We start from the raw sequence: 21,508 nt of genomic DNA, 5'->3' as shown, positions 1-21,508 counted from the left end.
GTTTGCGGCCGGGCTCACCGGGCCGCGAAACACACAACACCAAGAACGGGAAAAAACCATGAAGCAGGCAAGCATCAACAAAACACTTAACTCGTCGGCACGTATGGCGGTGTCCTTTCTGGCCGCCAGCTGCATCTTCATCAGCGGTTGCGCCAGCACCGGCCCCACCTCGAAAGTAGCGGCCACCACCACCGCCCAGTACTACCCAGCGTGCTACGAACCGGTATCGCACCTGCGCGGCACCGAAGACGCGGTGAAAAACTCGGCCGTGACCGGCGCCATTGCCGGTGGCCTGATCGGCGGCCTGGCCGGCGGTTTGTCCGGTGACGACCACGCCGCACGCAACGCCCTGATCGGCGCAGCCGGCGGCGCACTGGTTGGCGGTGCAGCGGGTTACTACGTCGAGAAGCAAAAACAGATCACCGACGACAACCAGCGCATCGGCTCCTACGCCACCGACATCGACCGCAGCACCGGCGAAATCGACCGCAGCGTCGGCTACGCCAAAGCCGCCCAAGCGTGCTACCAGCGCGAATTCGCCAGCCTGCGCGATGCCCGCAAAGCCAAGAAAATCAGCGAAGCCGACGGCCGCGCCCACCTGGCCGAGATCGTCAGCGGCCTGAAAGAAACCAACGCCCTGCTCGCCGCCGCTGACGGCCGCACCGGTGAAGACCTCGACGCCTACACCCAAGCCTACGAAAAAGACCTGATCGCCGTTGGCGTGCAGCGCGACACCGTAGCCAAAGTGGCTGAAGCGGACGCCGGCAAGAAAGTGACCGTCACCAAAGCCCAACGCGCCAAAGTACCGACCCAGGCCGTCGCCACCGAGAAAGCCGCGCAAAAAGCGCAAACCTCGCGCACCGAAAGCCAGAAAGTCGCCACGCAAGGCAAAACCATGATCAACGACGTGTGCAACAACCCCGATATGGGTGACTGGGCACCGGAGAGTTGCGCTAAGGCGTAACGCGCTGCTGGTCTGAGCGAGCGGCGCCACTGCGGTCCTTTATGGGGCACGGTGGCGCCGCTTTTTTTTTGGTTGTTCGAAGCGTGTCTGTAGGGAAACCACCCATTATCGGCCGCCATACACCTGTCGCATCACCTATGCGACAATGCGCGCCCTGTTTGGCATGAACCCCGCATCAAACGCCCGCCAGCGCCGCCCGATTGGGCAGACGCTGCGTTTATTTCATGCCCGCCGGACCCATTTACGCTCCGCCTGGAGCGGACAGGAAACGCTGAATATCGGTCTCCAATCGGTATCAGGCAACTCCTGACACCTTTACGTTATTGATAGGTAAGCCCTTTGATTTCCACCGCTAACATCACCATGCAGTTCGGCGCCAAGCCGCTGTTCGAAAACGTTTCCGTGAAATTCGGCAACGGCAACCGGTACGGCCTGATTGGTGCGAACGGCTGTGGCAAGTCGACCTTCATGAAGATTCTCGGTGGCGATCTGGAGCCGTCCGGTGGCCAGGTGATGCTGGAGCCGAATGTGCGCTTGGGTAAGCTGCGTCAGGATCAGTTCGCGTACGAGCAGTTCACCGTGATCGACACCGTGATCATGGGTCACGAGGAATTGTGGAAGGTTAAGGCCGAGCGCGATCGCATTTATTCGCTGCCGGAGATGAGCGAAGAAGACGGCATGGCCGTGGCCGAGCTGGAAACCGAGTTCGCGGAAATGGATGGCTACACCGCCGAGTCCCGCGCCGGTGAGTTGTTGCTGGGTCTGGGCATTCCGTTGGAGCAGCATTTCGGCCCGATGACCGAAGTGGCGCCAGGCTGGAAGCTGCGGGTGTTGCTGGCGCAGGCGCTGTTTTCCGATCCGGAAGTGTTGCTGCTCGACGAGCCAACCAACCACCTGGATATCAACACCATCCGCTGGCTGGAAAACATTCTCACGGCGCGTAACAGCACCATGATCATCATTTCCCACGACCGTCACTTCCTGAACAGCGTGTGCACGCACATGGCCGACCTGGATTACGGCGAGCTGCGTCTGTTCCCGGGCAACTACGACGAGTACATGACCGCCGCCACCCAGTCGCGCGAGCAATTGCTGGCCGACAACGCCAAGAAGAAGGCGCAGATCAACGAGCTGCAAAGCTTCGTCAGCCGCTTCTCGGCCAACGCCTCGAAAGCCAAACAGGCGACGTCGCGCGCCAAGCAGATCGACAAAATTCAGCTGGCCGAGGTCAAGCCGTCCAGCCGCGTGAGCCCGTTCATTCGTTTCGAGCAAACCAAGAAGCTGCACCGCAATGCCGTGATGGTCGAGAACATGGCCAAGGGTTTCGACGGCAAGCCGCTGTTCAAGAACTTCAGCTTCCAGGTTGAAGCTGGCGAGCGCGTAGCGATCATCGGCCCGAACGGCATCGGCAAAACCACCCTGTTGCGCACATTGGTGGGCGAGCTGACGCCGGATTCCGGCAACGTGAAATGGACCGACAGCGCCGAACTCGGCTATTACGCCCAGGACCACGCCCACGACTTTGAAGACGACGTGAACCTGTTCGACTGGATGGGCCAGTGGACCCAGGGCGAGCAGATGATTCGCGGCACCTTGGGCCGCATGCTGTTTTCCAACGACGAAATCCTCAAGTCGGTCAAAGTGATTTCCGGCGGTGAGCAAGGCCGTATGTTGTTCGGCAAGCTGATCCTGCAAAAGCCGAACGTGCTGGTAATGGACGAACCGACCAACCACTTGGACATGGAATCCATCGAAGCGCTGAACCTGGCGCTGGAGAACTATCCGGGCACGTTGATTTTTGTCAGCCACGACCGCGAGTTTGTGTCGTCGTTGGCGACGCGGATTATCGAATTGTCGGCCAGTGGCGTGGTGGACTTCAGCGGCACCTATGACGATTACTTGCGTAGTCAGGGTGTGGTGATTTAAGCGCTGCCAGTACCGCTGTTTGCGTGATCCTCTGATCCGTGAATGCACAAAGACCCGACACACTCCGGTGTGTCGGGTCTTTTTTTGCACGCCTTTTAGCTAGCGTCGTGCAAGGTGTTCACCGCGCGCGGTTTTACTCCGGCCCCTTTTCCGTATCGCTGTGATCGGCGTGTTCAACCTCGATCGGGTGGCTAGGCCAGCCACTGTAGTCATACGAGTCGCCGTAGTCATACAACAGCGCTTCACCCGCCGGGACTGCCCGCAGAGCCATCAGGTACAGCAAGGTGCTACCCAGACGTACGGCGGTCAGGTTGTTCTGGGCGTCATCCATCCCCTTGTTGGTCAGACTGGATATATTGCCGACGCCGTCTCCGAAGGCACTGATGAGCGAGTTGTCGCTCTTGGTGCCAAACGTATAGTTGGTAAAGTTCATGCCGACCTTTTTCCATTCGGCATTAATGGCTGCGTCGCCTTTCAGATATTTGCCGGCGTAAGGTGCCAATACCGTGAAAGGTGGAATATCGCGAGCCGCCTTGATGCCTCTTCCCATGCCCGGAACGTCTTCGACTTCCATCCAGCTTTCCATGTAGCGAGCCCGTTCTTCACCCGGCACGGTGGTCAACCAGCGGGCTTGCTGGGCGATGTCGTCTTTGATTTTCTTTGTGCTGGCGCGCACGTTGCCAGCCCCGGCCAGGGCTGCCTGCGCCGCGATGGCCTCATTAACGTCGGCACCCAGCGTTAGCGTCATACGGTCAAGCAGCTCCTTAACGCTCCCGGCCTGCCATTTTTTCTGCACAGGTTGCAGGGCGGCGAACAGGACATCTTCACCGTTCTCCCCTTGCAGAATCGGCACGGTGTTGTCGATGCTGTGGCGCAATACGGGCACTTCTTCCTTCACCGCCAGATCGACCTCCAAGGGTTCGGGAACGGGCGTTGGACTTGGCACCGGTGATGAGTCGGGCTCTGTTTTTATCCAAGGCTGGAAATAAGCGTTCTGTTGCGACGGCATCACGACGACGTCGGGGCTTTGTGGCGGCGAATCGGCGTCAGACGGTGCGGTAGCGGTTGCTACCATCGGCGGACTGTCATCGCGGTCTGGCTCAAGTGGGATCAATGGCGGTGCGTTGACATTGATGTAGCTGTCGAGATCCACCTGTACCACTTCAGGCGTTTTCGGCGGCATGCCCCCCGTCGCGGAGGCGACGCTGGAACTGTCCGATGGCCTAGCGTGCGGTGTTTCCGGCCGGTTGACATCGCCGGGTTGAGTATCCAAGTGTTGTCCCGACGCTGGCACCACAGGTATGTGCTGTTCGCCAGCACGCGCGCCTGCTAATCGGGCCATTCCCGGGGACAGCGTTAAAAGGTCGGGGCGTTTCTCTACCAACTGGAGCATCACTTTTTGGTGCACATCCTCAGCCCCTCTGATCCACGCTCTCGAAGTCAGTATCCACTTGTTCAAGCTGTGTAACTTCACACCTTGCTGTTCTGCAAACGCTTTAAGCTTTACGTCCGCCGCCTGCTCAGCACTAAGGTTGTAATAGCGCATTGCAGCTAGGTAGGTTCCCTTACCGTCCAATGCGTTTGTAATATTTTCGTATGTTTTACGTGCCCCACCTTTGGCATTCTCAGGCGTAGCCCTCACGATTTCTCGCATGACGTTGGATCGATCGAATACGTCAGGCACGTTTCGCAATATTCTGTCTATCTTGCTTTGCAAACTCTCGATACGTGGCGCCTCTACCGTTTCTAGCGGAGCAGGCTGTTTAAAACTATGCGGCTCAGAAAAACCACTAAAAAGCTTTGGGCGTTTGGCGTGAAGTTGCTCTGCTACTTTCCGGTGCGCCTGCGGTGAACCCAAGGACCAAGTTGCATCGGTGCGTATCCACCTACTTAGCGTGGTGCGATTCAAACCGGTCTGCTCGGCAAACCCAGTAAGGTCATGAAATGCCGGGGCATCCGGCGATAACATGTGAAACTGCAACGCCCCCAAATAAGGCCCCCTGCCGTCGAGCGCTTTGCTTATTTCCCGGCTGTATTTTTCTACATAGCGGTTATTTAGTTCTGAGTCGGTGTTGAGCATAGCGAACGCCGGGCTGTTCACATCAAAAACATCTGGCGCCTGGAGTATCCAATTATCGAAACTCTCTCGCGCCGCGTAGGCCGCCTCTCTGCGCTCTTTATAAGAGGCAGCCCCCGATGAGTTTGTGGCGTTGTCGACAGTCGGGTCGAAAGTTGTCGTGGGCCGTGCAGGCTCGTCGACCGACTTCAAAGCCGAGTTTAAACGTTGCGAAATAAGTGAATCTTGCACGTGCCGGAGCTCTACAAGAAATTGGCGTACCGGAACACCATGCTCTAAAGCGAATTTGCTTGTATTGGCCGTAGACTCACCCTTTAAACGCGCCGCCATAAACGCCTTGGCAGCTTTCACGGGGTCCGGTTTTTTACCGCTTACAGTAGCCTGATAATTGTTCCAGAGTTTGCTCGCGCCAGTGACAGGAACATTTTCACGTTTCAGGTAGCGCCAGAAATCAGCTCTATCGTTAGGGTCTACCGCCGTTTTGCGCCATTCGGTGAGAACTTCGTATTTCCAGGGTTGGTTTTCTCCCGAATCAGAACTTCGGTCTGTCTTGCGCTTATGCTCCTTAGGCGGCGCCGAGACAGTGGAAACTGCCGACAGTGCATTACCAACAGGCTGGGTTACCGGACGCTGCGCGCGAGCAGCGTCCCCCGTGCTGACGGGCCGCATCTGCCCATTGGAATGAGTGACAGGCTGGCTGGGTGAGGCCAGAGGTGCTTCGGCATCCCGCGGCGGTTGCGCTTCCATCCAGGCGCCAGGAGCGTGTTCAGCCAGGCTTGACGAAGGCGAAAGGTTGTAACCGGCAGGCATCGTCAGAGCGTTATTGGCCGCCGGTGGCGGTGTCGTGGAGTGCTCAGCCAGGTAACGCTGCAAGATCCGCCGCTTTGGGTTCAAAGGCGTCGATGCCTCATCAGCGCTCTGTTGTATATCTGCCGCGCGCTTGCCCAGCGCATCGGCCGCCTCTGCGGTAGTGGGTTGTTTATGCCCTTGGACGTCCACCGCTATTGGCGAGTCGTAGCCTTTCACCTGAGTTAAAGCCCCTTGCATGTGCAAAACGGCGCCGACTTGATTCACCAGGCTCGGCCCGTCGTTCGCGCAAGCCGTGCCACAGCCTACAAGTGTCAGTTTGTCGATACGGCTGTTACCGCCATTGGCCAGTGTCTGCACCACGTCACTGATCTGTTTGCTGTCCAGGCCCCCAAGTTTCAAGCCGGCACTATGGCCCACCACCTCGACTTTCTTGCTACCGCCGTCGACCAGCACACCGCTCAATACCTGGACGCGGCCGTCACCGATGGGAGCAATTACGACGCTGGTGTCGGGGTGTTTGTTGGCGAGGTTTTGGGCGGCTTTGTTGACCACCGGATTGCTCGCGTCAGTGTTGACGATCACGCGCTGGCCAAAGGTTGCCAAAGAGGTGGTGGGTTGGCCAAGAGCGGCGTCGGAACGAAGGCTATACGGCTGAGGGGACAGTAAATAATCGGCCAGGGAGTACGGCGAATAATCCGGAAATGGCAACAGCTCGGTCGCATCTGGTCTCGCCGGGGCATTTGATTCGCGGCCCCCTTGAGATGTGCTTGTTGAGGGCTCGTTCACTTTCTGGGCAGGGGCCTCTAGTACCGGCGTTGCGGTCGACAAAAACCTGACGCCCGCTTTCGTAAGTCCCGTATCTTTAAGATATCTCACGGCACTAGGCGCATATATGTTTTGACTGTTCGCCCACGCTCGCGCACCGCCTGCGTCTTTCCTTTGCTCCTGTGTCATCTGCTGCCACGTGATCAACTTTGGCAAAGCGTCCAGCCCAAGTTTATCCTGGCCGAGATAGGTCAACCCCCTATTCGTAAGCGTGTGCTTGGCACTATTGGGGTCGATCCCCTGACTTTTAGCCCATTCCATCGGGCCTCCTACCGCGTCTCTTTGTTGCCGAGTCATCTCTCCCCACGTTTTCAGGTGCACGGCGGTTATTTGAAGGCCATCGTGTTGCTGCTTGAGTTGCGCCTGCGTGGATAGGATCCGTTCGGCAGCGCGCAACGCCCGTCTCTTCTCGGCCGTAGCGGCTGTCTTAGCGCCTTTATTAGATGCAGCGATCTTGTCTTCGCCCTTTATGGTCAGTCCCTTGTCAGTGATGTGTTCTGCGGCATTGCGAAGTTTAAGTCCCTGGCTCAACGCCCAGGCTTCGCGTCCGCCAGCGTCTTCCCTTTGCTTCTGAGTCATCGCTTCCCAAGTTTTTAAATGCTCGACAGTGATGGGGCGACCTTCGGTATTTAACTCGGCTCGACCAAGTGTGCTAAGGCCTGAATTTGTTAAGCGGGATTTGGCGGTTCTCATGTCGATATTTTGCGATATCGTCCAAGCAACCCATCCGCCAGCCTTGTCTTTTTGCACCTGCGGCATATTTTCCCACTGTTTTAGCTGTTCAGCGGTAATAGGACGACCTTCGGAACTCAACATGGCTTTTTGATAGGGGTTAATGCCGGAGTTATTTAACCATCGCCTGGCGCTTGTGATCTCAATCCCTTGAGCTTCAGCCCATCCCCTCCATCCCCCAGCGGCATGCTTTTGCTGTTGAGGTAGTGCTTCCCATGTATCTATCTGTTTGCTAGTAATCTTGGTACCGGTTTTGTTAAATGTGACAGCTACCTCGTTATTCGTACCATGGTTGTTGAGAAAACGGATGGCGCTTCCTAGTTTAATTCCTTGTTTCTGTGCCCAACTTACCCACCCGCCTTCGCTATGGCGCTGCTGTTGAGACATCGTTCTCCAGATATCAACTTGCTCTGGGGTAATGGACTTACCTTCTGTTGACATCCTTATCTTTCCCCTCTGGGCGAGTCCGCTGTCTGCCAGATAACCTCTCGCTTTTGCCGTATCGATATTCTGAGTCTCAGCCCAAGCCTTCCACCCGCCGGCATTGTTCCTCTCTGCTTTGCTCATTGAGGCCCAGGTGGTTAATTGCTCGTCTGTAATGACGCTGCGCCTCCCAGGTTTCGCTGCCTGTGACGTGGACGAAGACGAGTTGTGCACGTCGTCCTGAATTTTTGCGTTTTCAGTGCCCGCTAACTGGGTTTGCGATTCAAGCGGCGATTTTGCAGCTTGAGCGTCAGTTGCCACAGCGTTGACCGGATTGTTTACAGGCTCCAAGCCAAACAGCAGATCGGATACTTGCAGGTTATCCAAGTCATGCGGGATGCTGGCCTTTTCAACATCTGTTAACGCGTTCTTCGGCTGAAGTGTCGGTTTGTCATCTCCGGAGTTAAGCAGCGGTTGTTTGTCCGGCGTCTTTCCAGTCTCCACTCCAAACAGCAAGTCAGATAACTGGAGGCTGTCCAGATCGGGCGCAATCTTAGACATTCCACTATCCGCTACTGCTGTCTGCGGCCGAAGTGTCGGTTTGTCGGGTGCTAAGTTGGTTCGCAGGTCGTCTGCCGGAGTGCTTATCGGCTTGGGGCCAAACAGCAATTCGGAAACTTGGAGATTATCCAAGTCATGGGGAGTTTTAGCCTTTTCAACGTACGGTAAGGTTGCCTGCGGCTGGATCGAGGGTTTATCAATTCCAGCGTTGGCGGCCACATAGCCGGTCGGGGTGCTTACAGGCTGAAAGCCAAACAGCAAATCGGAAACCTGAAGGTTATCCAGGTCGCTGGGAATGGCCGCGCTTCCCAAGTTCGCCAGCCCCTGTCCCGGCGGTGGCCCATATAAACTTCCTGCCAGTAAATCTAACGAGGCGGGGTCTGAATGGACGGTTGGGGCGGACATTGAAAGTTCTTGGGCAAGTTTAAGTATTGCTAATCGGCTGTCCGTTTCTACGGTTCTGATTGACGATGACGTTGGGTTGCTCGTCGCAGTGAACGGGTCAGTAAATGACGGCAGCATTGCTTTTTCGCCGGCTGCATTGCGCCCCGCGGCAAGAGGCTGCCGGCCATCCAGATCATCGCTTCTGGAGGCTCCGGAAGTAGCCTCCTGCTGCTGCGTCAGGCGGCGACCCTGGCTGTCGAGTGTGCCGTCAGCGGTCTGAGCGGTATGGGTAGATTGCCCATACGCAAACTTTTTCTGCGCGGGATATTCAGGTGTGGAAAGAAGCTTTCTTTTAGCTAATGCATCCGCATCGTCAGCATCGGTGGCGCGTTTACTTCGGCAATCTCGATCACTGGCACGCCATTGGCAGCACTGGCCACACTGCCGCCGCCGCTGCGATCCAGCAGAATTTCCGCCGTTCCCCAACCGGGCGTGCCGGCCAGCACCAGGGAAAGTACGAGGCGTTTTAGCGAAGAGACGGGAGGAAATAACGGAAGGGAAACGCGTGACACCGCTTGATGTCGGCCCGGCTTGCCCTGGGCAGTTGTGATTTCGGCGACGGGAATTAAAAAGCCAAGTGGCTTGCTGAAAATAAGGCGAAAGCAGCGCTTGTTCACGACCAACATCCAATTGCGGGGAATAGTCGGTCAACGGTAGAAACTCAATGACGGGGAAACTGTAAGACCGCTCGGATAAGAATCCGACCGGCCAGAGATATCGTTCGATGCAATGCCTTGCATGACGGCAGAACCAAACTCTCAGGCCTGCGGAAAAATCGCTACGCGACCTTCATCCCCCGTCGATAGCGCATCACAGCCCCAATACCGCCACGAAATCTGCTCGCGAACACGCCACCGTTCACATTTGCGACGTTTTTCATCATTTCAGCGACCTTATTGTGACTCAAAGGTCAGCTCCGGCCATCAACACTCCTGAAGGCCCCAGTAGCGAAGATTCGCTCCAGCGGCCGCTTACTGTTTGGGACCCATCGGAGAAACGACCCCATGACTACCCCGCTCCGTGTTAACGAAGCTTTGTTGATTGCTCACCGCGCTTTTCAGCCTTTTCAATGTGTTGCCTGGGCGCCGCAAGATGGCAAAGGTGAGTTGAATTTTTCTGTTATCGACCGCACCAACACCCGCCTGCTCGGCCGTACTCAAGTGGCCAGCAGCGCGTTTACCGATCCAACCCAACTCGAGCGTTTGCTGAAGCAGTCACGCGATGAGTTGAACAAACAAGGTTACTACCTTGAGCCTTGGCAGATGACCGCTTAAGGCATCACACGCAACACCCTACGGGCAGCCTTCGAGCTGCCCGTAGTCGTTTTTGGGGGACGTAAACCGTGGGCAAAAAAAGGCCCGCCGAAGCGGGCCCAAGTCAGGAACAACGGGTTAGACGGTGTCGGTTTTCAGGGCGTGGTCGCTGATCATGCCGTTGATGACCGTCGCCGCATCGGTGCTGCCGTAGTAAGCGCCGCTGGAAAGATCCACGCCGCTCAATACCACCGATTGCTGAGCCGGCCCGCCAGCGGTGGTGGAAATACCGATGGTGGTATTGCCGCCGCCGAAGTTGAAGCTCAGGTAGTCGTCCAGGGCATTGCCGGCCTGCGCCACCCCCGAGAGCAGTTGCGACAGGTCGAGCACGTCCGAGCTGTTGCCGCTTAGGTCAACGTGGAAGTCGTTGATGGTGTCGGTGCCACCGAGGCCGCCTTTCTCCCATACAAAGGTGTCGTTGCCGGTGCCGCCCGTCAGCGAATCATTGCCAAGCCCGCCGACGAGGACGTCATTGCCTGCTCCGCCATTGAGGGTGTCATTGCCGGCGCCGCCGTGGATGTAGTTGCTGAGGCCGTTACCCGTCAGGGTGTCGGCGTAGTCGGAGCCGATCAGGTTTTCGATGCTGCTGAAGGTATCGGCACCCGCCGCGCCGGAGGACGAGCCGCCCGTTGCGGTGAGGATGGCGGTCACGCTGCCGGTGGCGTCGTGGTAGCTGACGGTGTCTATGCCGTTGCCGCCATTAAGCGCATCGTTGCCGAGGCCGCCGACCAAAATGTCGTTGCCCTCACCGCCGTTTAGCGTGTCGTTGCCGCCCAGGCCCAGCAGGATGTCGTCACCGTCATTGCCGTTGAGGGTGTCTGCCGTTTCGCGGCCCAGCAGCACTTCGTTGCGGAAGGTGCCGTCGAGGGTACCTTGGCCAGACTGAGTACGATCAACCGTGACCACCGCCGTATCCAGCGCGGCATGGCCATCAATCGAGGCGGTGTAGGTGAAGCTACCGCCATCGCGCGCAGTGGCGTTTTCTTCGCCGAATACTTGCGCCCCAGCGGTGTGGTTCACGTTGCCGTCCACGGCATTACCGGCCGCGATAATCGATAGCAGGTTGTGGCTTGGGCCGGTGTCGTTGGCCAGCAGTGCCCAGGTGGGGATGCTGATCTGGTCGTCGCCGCTCTGGGCGGCGGCGTTGCTGAGCACCAAGTCGTCGCGCACCACCATCGGGGCCTGGCCGGCATCAATGGCGATGTTCAGCGCGGCGCTGGCGGTGTCGCCGTCCAGGTCGATCAGGGTGAAGACGATGCTCGCGGCAATGGCTGTGCTGATCACGCTCGGCGGCGAGAAGGTGTACGCGCCGCTGTTGACGTTCACCGCCAGGCTGCCGCCTGAGGCCAGGCCCAGGGTGAGAATGCCCGAGCTGTAAGTGAACGGCGCGCCGCCCGTGGCCGTGACGCTGTTGGCGGTTTTGTCGTAGGTGAAGGTTTTGCCGTCAACGGTCAGCGCCCGCACATAGCCGCCGTCAGCACCAAAACTGCCGCCGCTGGTGAGGTTGCCCGACAGCGGTGAAGCCTGCGCCGTGCTTACCAGTACCGAGGTGAGGTTGTTGAGGTCGCTCACCACCTGGCCGCCGGTGTTGGTGTGGGTGACGCCGTTGTAGGCGATGGGGTCCAAGCCGCCGACGCTGCTGCCGGTGCCCATGCCCAAGGCATACGAGCGCACGTTGTTGGCGTTGAGGAAGTTGACCCACGCCTGCTCTTCCGACGCGCCGCCGTTGGAGTACGGCGTTGGCCAGCCGCTGGCACTGCCGGCGGCGTTGGAGATGCCGGCATCACCGTTGGGAACGTTGGGTTCGCCGTCGGAGAGGAAGTACGCGACGTTCTGCACGTTGCCGACGGCGATCTTGCCGGGCTGGCCGTAGGCGTTGATCGCGGCAATCAGCGCGGCGTCGAAGTTGGTCGAGTCGGCCGGTTGCAGGGCCAGAATCGCGGCCTTGGCGTCGGCGATGTTTACCCACACTTCTTCGGTGGTGGCGTTGGTGGAGAACGACACCAGGCTGACTTTTACATCGCCCAGCGCATCGTATTGCTCGAACAATTCCAGCAGCGAATTCTTCGCCACGTCCAGGCGACTCATGTCGCCGACGCCCGCGTTGTTGTCCATGCTGCCGGAGACGTCGAGCACGATCATCAGGTTGGTATTGAGCGCGGTGCTGGCCTGGCCGTTCTGCACGATGTTGGCAGCGGTTGGCGCGTCGTCGAGGAAGCTCAGCGAGTTGCCCAGGTTCAGCGCCGTGCTGGCGGTATCGCCGTCGTGGTCGGTGACGGTGGCCACCAGTTGCACCAAATTGGCGGCGCTCAAGGTGGTCGATTGGTTCGGCCCGGTGTCTGGCGAATGTTGCAGCGCCAAGGCTTGATCGAGGCTGACCTGACCGGTGCTGGCGTTCACGGTGAGGGTGAACGAAGTCGCCCCGCCCGCGCCGCCGACTTTGCCGACAATGGCGTTGCCTTCTTTATAAAGCAGGATGTCGCTGCCGCTGGCCGCATCTTTCAGCCCGCTGGCCACGCCGGCCGAGCTGACGTTGAGGCTGTAGGTGGTGCTGCCGGCACCGTCGCCGCCGTGGTTGACGGTAAAGGCGTTGGCAAAGTTGCCGGTGGCGTTCGCGGCCAGGTTACTGTCGTCCACTTGCAAGGTCGGCGTTTGCGCGCCGCTGAGGGCGACGGTCGGCACGTCGTCTTCAATCTGCACGAGGAAACCGCCCGCCAGGGTCATTGGGTTGTTGCTGCCGTCGACGGCTTTGAGAATGCTGGCAAAGTTCAGGCTCAGCGCTTCAGTGTCGTCGCCATTGGCCAGCGGGTGATCCAGCGGGCCTTTGAGGGTGAAGGTGTAGCTGCCGTCGGTTTGCACTTGCAGGGTGAATACCTGCGGGCCAGCAGCGCCTGCGGTGGCAGTCAGGGTGTTGCCGACCACGCTGTAAACCAGGGCAACGCCCTGCGAGGTGGCCGAGGCCAGGCCGCTGGTGTTGCTGCTCAGGCTGAATTGCGCGGTGCCCGGGCCAAATACCAGATCGCCGACATTGCCGGTGGCCACGGTGCCGAAGCCATCACCATCGGGCACGCCGCCTGGCAGTTCGTCTTCTTCCACGCGGCCCACCACGGGCGCTGCGTCTTCGACGTACACCGTTAGCGTGGCCGAGGATGGATCGCCGTCGTGGTCGACGATGGTGTATTGGAAGCTTTCCACTTTGTCGCCAGTAACCGTGGTCGGCGCCGTGTAGGTGTAGGCACCGGTGCTGAAGTTGAACGACAGCTTGCCGCCCTCGGCTGTGACGATATTGCTCAGCGAATTGCCGCTGATGTTGGCGCCGCTGCTTGGGTCGATGGTGTTGGCACCGTCCCACGCATAGGTGATGCCGTTGATTTGAATTGACTGGATATGACCGCCGCCATCGGCGCCATAGCTGTCGTCATCGCCGCCACCGACCGCGCCGTTATTGCCCAGCAGCACGTTGCCGGTCACCAGCCCACCGGTGACTTGCGCCACCAGCGTGTCCACCAGGCCGGCGAAGTTGCCCACCAGAATCGGCGCGCCGCTGCCGTCCACGTCCACTTGTTGCAGGTGCACGGTATCGATGCCGTCGCCAATGCCGATGGTGCTGACGTTGATGTGGTTGTTGCTGACGAAGTTGGTCCACTGCGACGCCACGGTTGCGCTCAGCGACGCGCCGCCAGGGCCGGTGGATTCGTTGGGGTTGCCGTCACTGATGAAGAACACCTGATTGCTGTAGCCGGCAATCGGCGTGTACGAACTGATGACCTTGGTGACCGCGTCGCTGAAATCAGTGGAGCCGCTGTAAGGCCGAGCGCCACCGATCTGCGAGTTGAGGCTGTCGATTTTCGCCGCGAAGTCGGCGTAGTTATCGAAGGTCGGGTACGCGGTGGCATCGCCGGAGAACGCCACGATTTGCGCTTTCACGTCGCCACTGGTGCCATTGAATAACGCCTGGGCAGCGGTTTTCACCGCTGTGAGCATGGTGTTCAGTTCGCTGTTGTCGATGCTGCCGCTGAAGTCGAGCACGAACACCGAGTTGAAGTTCTGACCCTGGGCCTCCTGCACATAGGCGATGTCGCCTTTGGCCAGCGGCGTGTCGTCATCGACGTTAACGCTCAGCGAGCCGGTGGCTTCGTCGCCGTCTTTGTCGGTGACCTGGTAGCTGAGGTTGAACGGTTGGTTGTTTTCGGCCTCGCCCGGCGTGTGGTTGATGGCCGCGTTCTGCACCACGTTGTAGGCACCGGTGGCGCTGTTGAGCGTGACGGTGAGCACGGTGGTGGCGCCCTGTTTCACCAGCAGCGAGGTGCCCGAGGTTTCGTAGCTGAAGCCACTCGGCGCGCCGCTGGTCAGCCATTGAATCGAGCCCGCGCCATCAGCGCCGAAGCTGTGCGCGAGGGTGCCGCTGCTGTTCACCGAATCGGCGTCGTCGCCAATCCCGCTGGCGTTGCCGTTGGCCAAGGCATCGTCGTCCAACAACACCGGGGCGTTGCTGCTGACGGTGGGGCCGTCATCTTTGAAGCTGATGGCGTTGCCCAGGTTGAGGGTGGCGCTGCTGCTGTCGCCGTCGTGGTCGATGATGGTCGCAACCAACTGCACCAGGTTGCCGGCGCTGAGGGTGGCGGCCTGATCGGGGCCGCTGTCCGGGGTGTGGGCGATGGCGCGAACCTGGTCGAGGGTGACCACGCCGCTGGCATCCACTTTCACGGTAAACACCGTGGTGCCGCCTGCGCCGCCGTACTTGCCGACCACGTCGTTGCCGATTTTGTACAGTTGGATGTCATTGCCGGTGGCGCTGTCTTTCAGGCCACTGTTAACCCCGGCGCTGCTGACGTTCAGACCATAGGTGGTGCTGCCCGCGCCATCGGCGCCGAACTGGCCGGTGAAGGCGCCGGCAAAGCTTTGGCTGGCGTTGGCCGCCAGGTTGGTTTCATCCACTTGCAGCGAACCAGCTGCCGCATTGCCAGCGGCAATGGTGGGAATGTCGTTTTCGATCTGCACCAGGAAATCACCGGCCAACGGCAGCGCATTCACGCCGTTGGTGGCCTGCAACAGGCTGGCGAAGTTCAGGGTTACCAGCGAGTCGTCGCCGGAGCCGGCGGTGTGGTCCAGCGGTGCTTTCAGGGTGAAGGTGTAGTCGCCATCGCCGGCCACCTGCAAGGTGAACACTTGCGGCCCGCCGGCACCGGCCGTAGCCGTGAGGGTGTCGCCGGCCACGCTGTACACCAACGCCACGCCATGGGAGGTGGCCGAAGCCAGGCCGCTGGTGTTGCTGCTCAGGCTGAACTGCGCGCCACTGCCAGCGGCGCTCAGGTCGGCGACGCTGCCGGTGGCGACGGTGAAGGTGCCGTCGTTGTCGGTGATGCCGCCGGCCAGTTCGTCTTCATCGACGCGCGCCACAATCGGCGAGGCATCTTCGACGTACACGGTGAGGCTGGCACTGGACGGGTCACCGTCGTGGTCGACGATGGTGTAGGTGAAGGTTTCCACCTTGTCGCCGGCGATGGTGTTCGGCGCGGTGTAGCTCCAGGCGCCGGTGCTGAAGTTGAACGACAGCGTGCCGCCCTGCCCCGTGGCGATGTTGTTGAGCTGGTTGCCAACGATGTTGGCGCCGCTGCTTGGGTCGATGGTGTTGGCACCGTCCCAGGTGTAGGTCACGCCGTTCACTTCAATGGACTGAATGCGCCCGGCGCCGTCGGCACCGAAGCTGTCGTCATCGCCGCCGCCCACCGCGCCATCGCTGCCGTTAAGCACGTTGCCGTTGACGAAGCCGCCGGTCACTTGGCCAACCAGGGTATCGATCAGCGAGCCGAAGCCGTCGACCAGAATCGGTACACCGTTGCCGTCCACGTCCACTTGTTGCAGCGGGCCGGTGGCAATGCCGTCACCGATGCCAATGGTGCTGACTTGAATGCCATTGGAATTAACAAAGTTGTTCCACTGCGCAGCGGCTGCCGGGTTCAATGCCTCGCCGTTAGGGCCGAGCGATTCGTTCGGGTTGCCGTCGCTGATAAAGAACACCTGGTTGCTGGCGCCGGCAATCGGGGTAAAGGAATTGACCACTTCCTGCACCGCGTCGCTGAAGTCGGTCGAGCCGCTGTAAGGCCGTGCGCCGCCAGGCAGGTTGGTGTTCAGGCTGTCGATTTTCGCCGCGAAGTCGGCGTAGTTATCCACCGGCAGGTACGACGTGGCATCGCCGGAGAACGCGACGATTTGCGCGTGCACATCGCCAGTGGTGCCGTTGAACAACGCCTGCGCTGCGGCTTTCACCGCCGCGAGCATGGTGTTCAGTTCGCTGTTGTCGATGCTGCCGCTGAAGTCCAGCACAAACATGGTGTTGAAGCTTTGGCCCTGCGCCACCTGCACCTGAGCCACGTCGTTTTTGGCGATGGGGGTGTCATCGTCGACGTTCACTTGCAGGGTGCCGTTGGCCTTGTCGCCGTCTTTGTCGGTGACTTGGTAGTTGAAGGTAAAGCCCTGGTTGTTTTCGTCGTCGGCGTTGGCGTGGTCGATGGCCGCGTTTTGCACCACGTTGTACTCGCCGGTGCTGCTGTTCAGCGACACGGTCATTACCGTGGTGCCGCCCTGCTTGACCAGCAAGTCGCTGCCTGAGGTTTCGTAGCTGAAGCCAGCCGGTGCGCCGCTGGTGAGCCACTGAATCGAGCCTGCGCCGTCAGCGCCGTAGTTGTGCGCCAAGGTGCCGCTGGCGTTGGAGGAGTCGGTGTCATCGTTGACCCCGCCGGCATTGCCATTGGGCAGCGCGTCGTCGTCGAGCAGCACGGTGCCATTGCTGGTCACGCTTGGGCCGTCGTCGCGGAAGCTGATGACCTGGCCGAGGTCGACGGTGGCGGTGGCACTGTCGCCGTCGCCATCTACTACGGTGGAGCCGAGGCTGATATGCCCGGCGCCCAGGTACGCCGCTTCGTCCGCGTCACCGGTGGGGTGCACGATGGCGCGAATTTGGTCGAGGGTGACGGTGCCGCTGGCATTCACGCTGACGGTGAACACCAACTCGTTGCTGCCGCTGGTGCGCCCTTCGATTACGCCGCTGGCGTTGACGCTGAGCATCACGTTCTCGCCGGTGGCGGTATCTACCAGGCCGGAGTTAGCGTTTGTCACGCCGAGGTTGTAGGTCTGGCTGGCGATGCCATCGGCACCGGCCTGCACGTTGAAAGTGCCGGCGAAGTTGGCGCTGGCATCTGCGCCGAAGTTGCTTTCATCCACTTGCAGCTGCAACGACGAGCCCCACGTCACGTTGGTGGCAACGTCGTTGTAGTCGTAGTCGGAGCCGTTGGTGAGGTCTTCCCAGTTCTGATTGCCCGCGCTGCCGGTGTCTTGCAGGTGCGAGCCGCCGGGGTTGAGCGAGGCGTCAGTGAACAGCACATTGGCGCCATCGTCGCCCACCAGCGGCACGCCGCCCACCGAGGCCACCCACTTGCCGCCCACTTGGCTGAAGCTGACGGACGCACCGTCTACCAGGCCAGCGTTGCCGTTGGCCCCGTTGGGAATGATGAAGAAACCAGTGGTGCTGGGGTCCAGGCTGCTGATGTCGGCGGTGTCGCCGGCGGTCTGGTCCTGCACGTTGGCCCAGATGATTTTGCCGTCGACCGGCAAGCCATCCGGCCCTTTGGTGTAGTAGCCATAGCTACTGGCGTAACCCGCACTGGTGCCGTTAAAGGTGACCTGCGAGCTGCCGCCCAGATCGGACGCCTGAATGGTCGGGCTGTCGTCGTTGATATTGACCGCCAGGTTGCCGCTGGCCTGGTCGTTATCGCGGTCGGTGACGGTGTAGCCGACGTTCAGCTGCAGGGTGTCTTCGGTGCCGGTTGTGGGGTGCATCAGCGGTTGCAACAGGCTGACGGTGTAGGCGCCGGTGCTCGGGTTGGTGAGCTCAACGCGCACCAGTTCGCCACGGGCGGAACTGATGGTCAGGGTGTTGGTGCTGGCATCCCACACCGAGGTCACCGCCTCAGTGCCCAGGCTGCTGGGCCCGGTGAGCGCGATGCTTTGCAGGCCATCGGCGCCCGCGGCGAAGTTCAGCGTGCCGCTGGTGGTGGTGGCCGCGCCGGCGACATCGCCCGGGCCGCCGTTGATGCCGCCGAGCAGGCCTTCGTCGTCCAGTGTGGCGGTGGCCGTGGTTGGCGAGACGGTGGGTGCATCGTCTTCGAAACTCAGCGCGCCGCCGATATTCACGGTGGCCGAGGTGGTGTCGCCGTCACCGTCGGTGATGGTGCCGGTCAGTTGAATCAGGTTGCCCAACAGCGAATCGCTGGCTTGGTCCGGCCCGGTGTTGGGCAGGTGGGCGATGGCCAATTGTTGGTCAAGCGTGACCACGCCGGTCGCCGCATTCACCGAAACGGTGAAGGAGATCGGGCCGCCGGCATCGCCGACGCGGCCAACCAGCAGGTCGCCTTCTTTGAACAGCACAATGGCGTTGCCGCTAGCGGTATCGACGAGGCCGGTGTCGGCGCCCGGTGCGCTGACGTTCAGGGTATACGCCACATTGCCCGCGCCATCGGCGCCGAACAGCGGCGTAAAGGCGCCACTGAAGTCGGCGCTGGCGTCGACGTTCAGGTTGGTTTCGTCCACCACCAGCACCGGCGGCAAGCCGGTGCCCGGGTCGATGATGGGCGCATCGTCGGCAAAGCTCAGGGTGCCGCCGATGTTCAGGTTGGCGGTGGCGCTGTCGCCGTCTTTGTCGGTGACGGTGGCGCTCAGCTGCACCAGATTATCGGTGAGCAAGCCGGTGGTTTGATTTGGCCCGGTGTCCGGGTCGTGCACGATGGCGCGCTGTTGATCCAGCGTGACCACGCCGGTCGCTGCGTTCACCGTTACGGTAAAGGAGATCGGGCCGCCGGCATCGCCGACGCGGCCCACCAGTGTGTCGCCTTCTTTAAACAGCACGATGGCGTCGCCGCTGGCGGTGTCCACCAGGCCGCTGTCGGCGCCGGGGGTGCTGACGTTCAGTTGATAGCTGACGCTGCCGGCGCCATCGGCACCAAACACGGGCGTGAACGCGCCGCTGAAATCAGCGCTGGCATCCACCGAAAGCACGCTTTCATCCACCACCAGGGCGATGCCGGCCAAGGTGCCGGGGGTGATGCTTGGGCCGTCATCGCGGAAGCTGATGGCATTACCTAGGTCGAGGCTGCCGCTGGCCGTGTCGCCATCGCCGTCAGTGGCCGTGGCCACCAGGTTGATGTGGCCGCTGCCGAGCACATCGACATCGTCGGGGTTGCTGCCGTCGTCATGGACCACGGGGCGAATCTGATCGAGGGTCACGGTGCCGTCGGCGCCCACGCTCACGGTAAACACCAGTTCGTTGCTGCCTTCGGTACGGCCCTCGACCACGCCGGCGTTAACGCTGAGCACCACGTTCTCGCCGCTGGCGGTGTCCACCAGGCCGCTGGCCGGGTCACTGACGGTCAGCTCGTAACTCACGCTTTGCAGGCCATCGCCGCCGGCTTGCACGTTGAATGCATCGCTGAAGTTGGCCGAGGCGTTGGCGCCCAGATCACTTTCATCCACTTGCAGCTGGGCTTCGGTGCCCACGGTGCCAATGGTCGGCACATCGTCTTCGATGTTGATCACAAACAGGCCACCGGCCGTGCCGAAGCCTTGCACCGGATCGCCGTCGAAATCGGTGGCGGTCAGCAGGCCGGTGAAGTCGATACCCAGCACGTTGCCATTGCCGAACAGCTCGCCGTCGTCGCCATTGGCGAGCGCGTGGTCCAGCGGCCCTTGCAGGGTGAAATTGAAACTGCCATCGGCGCCCACTTGCAGGGTGAACACGTCGTAGCCGGGGCCGCTGGCGGTGAGTGTGGTGTAGCTGCCGTCAGCCGACACCACGACGGAATAGGTCAACGCCACGCCGCCCGAGGTCAGTCCCTGGGCATCGAGCACGGCGGTGGCGGCAGCGGTGCCGACCAGGCCGAAGCTGCCAATGCCATCGGCACCAAAGTTCACCAGACTGGTGAGCGAGCCGGGGCCGGATTCCACGCCGACATTCACGGTCTGCGCGGGGTTGCTGTCGGAACCCGGCGCATCGCCGTCTTCGTTGTTGCCCTCGTAGGGCGCGGCAACCGCCACGCCCGGAAGACCTGACTGACCGCTGGCCGGCAATTGGCTCAGCGCGTCTTCATGGACGGTGCCGCCCACGAACGGCGAACCCTCACCGCCGGTATTCAATTCGGGGCTGTCGTCGTTGATGCCCACGGCCAGGGTGCCGGTGCTCGGCGTGCCGTTGCCGTCGGTGATGGTGTAATCGAGGTTGAGGTTTAGCGTGTCTTCGGCGCCGGCCACTGGATGATCCAGCGGCAACTCCAGGTTGAAGTCGAAGGCGCCGGTCAGCGGATTGGTGTTGGTGGCGGTGAATACCACCGGACCGTCAGCGCCGCCTTGGTGGGCCGTGAGCGTCAGGCCGTCGGCACTGATAACCACCACCAGCGGTTGACCTTGCGAGGTGATGCCAGACAAATCCACCGCGTTCCAGGCGAACGCCCCCGGACCGTCCGGCCCGAAGTTATAACCCAGGCTGCCACTGAGCGAAGCCGGCACGCCGGGCTGGTCGTCGCCGTACGGGCTGCCTTCGATGCTGCCGGGCAGGTCGCTGTCTTCGTCGAGGGAAATGGACACGGTGCCGGCGTCGGGGTCGCCATCCGGGGCAGCAGGATCAGGCAGGTTACGGGCTGCCGGGTCGGGATCGGGAAACTCGGGGCCGCGCGCCAGGCCTTCGGTGGGGAAACCAATGTTCGGGGTCACGGCGCCGCCGACTTCGGTCAGCAGCACGAAGGAACGGCCGCCGCCTGCACCGCCGGGGCCGCCTGCGCCTGCACCCGGGCCGGCAGCGGTGGCTTCACCGGCTTGGGTCGGGTCTTGGCCCGCCTCGATGGCCGCTTGCAGTTGCTCAACGTCAGTCAGGTCGTCCTGGCTCGGCGTGGCCGGTGCAACGGGGTCTTGAACGATCACCTCGTTACCGCTGCCGCCGTTGAGCAGCGCGGTATCCAGTTCCAGGCTGCTTTCACGGCCCAGGGTCAGTTCACCGCCGTTGGCCAGTGCCACGGCGACGGCGCCTTGAGCGCCGGTGTCCAGTTGTTCGCCCGCGTATACGCGGTCGCCTTCAGTCAGCGCGCGTCGCGATCCATCGCTCGCTACCGCAAAGACCTCGCCGATTACTTTACTGACGACACCAATCAACGTAGCCATGATTCCTTCCTCACTACTGCTGCCAACGACCCGTCGACACGCATTTTCAAAAGGGCCAACCGCCTTTCAAAACCTGAGGAATACGAAAAACCCGCCGAAAGTTAGGCAACGATGATTTGCATCAAAAAGCCATGACGTCAAAAAACTACCGCCCTAGCGCTGCTCAAACTACCGCAGTGTTTCTCCCCGTTCCAGACGCTCGAAACCGCAATTGACCGTGATTTGCAA

General features: G+C 60.7%; 5 protein-coding genes. 3 read left to right on the top strand and 2 right to left on the bottom strand.

Going from position 1 to position 21,508, the window contains the following annotated elements; genetic code table 11:
- The first annotated feature begins 58 nt into the window (after positions 1-58).
- Together tagQ and AC0IW7_RS09465 are read left to right on the top strand one after the other, a co-directional pair.
- Positions 59-964, top strand: coding sequence for a type VI secretion system-associated lipoprotein TagQ (gene tagQ / locus AC0IW7_RS09470; RefSeq protein WP_471817399.1), 906 nt, complete (start codon positions 59-61; stop codon positions 962-964).
- Positions 965-1,303: 339 nt separating this feature from the next.
- The gene (locus AC0IW7_RS09465; protein ID WP_471817397.1) at positions 1,304-2,890 is read left to right on the top strand and encodes an ABC-F family ATPase; all 1,587 of its coding nucleotides are present in this window, start codon (positions 1,304-1,306) and stop codon (positions 2,888-2,890) included.
- A 133-nt stretch (positions 2,891-3,023) separates the two neighbouring features.
- Here the strand turns inward: AC0IW7_RS09465 and AC0IW7_RS09460 are convergent, their stop codons facing one another.
- Complete coding sequence (locus AC0IW7_RS09460) at positions 3,024-9,413, bottom strand: C80 family cysteine peptidase (protein ID WP_471817395.1); 6,390 nt, start codon at positions 9,411-9,413, stop codon at positions 3,024-3,026.
- 353 nt (positions 9,414-9,766) lie between these two features.
- On the opposite strand from AC0IW7_RS09460, the gene AC0IW7_RS09455 reads away from it, so the two are divergent.
- Positions 9,767-10,036: a hypothetical protein gene (locus tag AC0IW7_RS09455; protein ID WP_471817393.1), complete on the top strand. Its 270-nt coding sequence runs from the start codon at positions 9,767-9,769 to the stop codon at positions 10,034-10,036.
- A 117-nt stretch (positions 10,037-10,153) separates the two neighbouring features.
- Here AC0IW7_RS09455 and AC0IW7_RS09450 read toward each other — a convergent pair whose 3' ends face one another.
- Positions 10,154-21,280, bottom strand: a complete 11,127-nt coding sequence (locus tag AC0IW7_RS09450; RefSeq protein ID WP_471817391.1) for a retention module-containing protein — start codon at positions 21,278-21,280, stop codon at positions 10,154-10,156.
- Positions 21,281-21,508 lie beyond the last annotated feature (228 nt).

This window comes from Pseudomonas sp. AC229, assembly GCF_979254655.1.
Note: the sequence above shows the minus strand (reverse complement) of the source record. Positions and strands in the feature narration are given on the sequence as shown.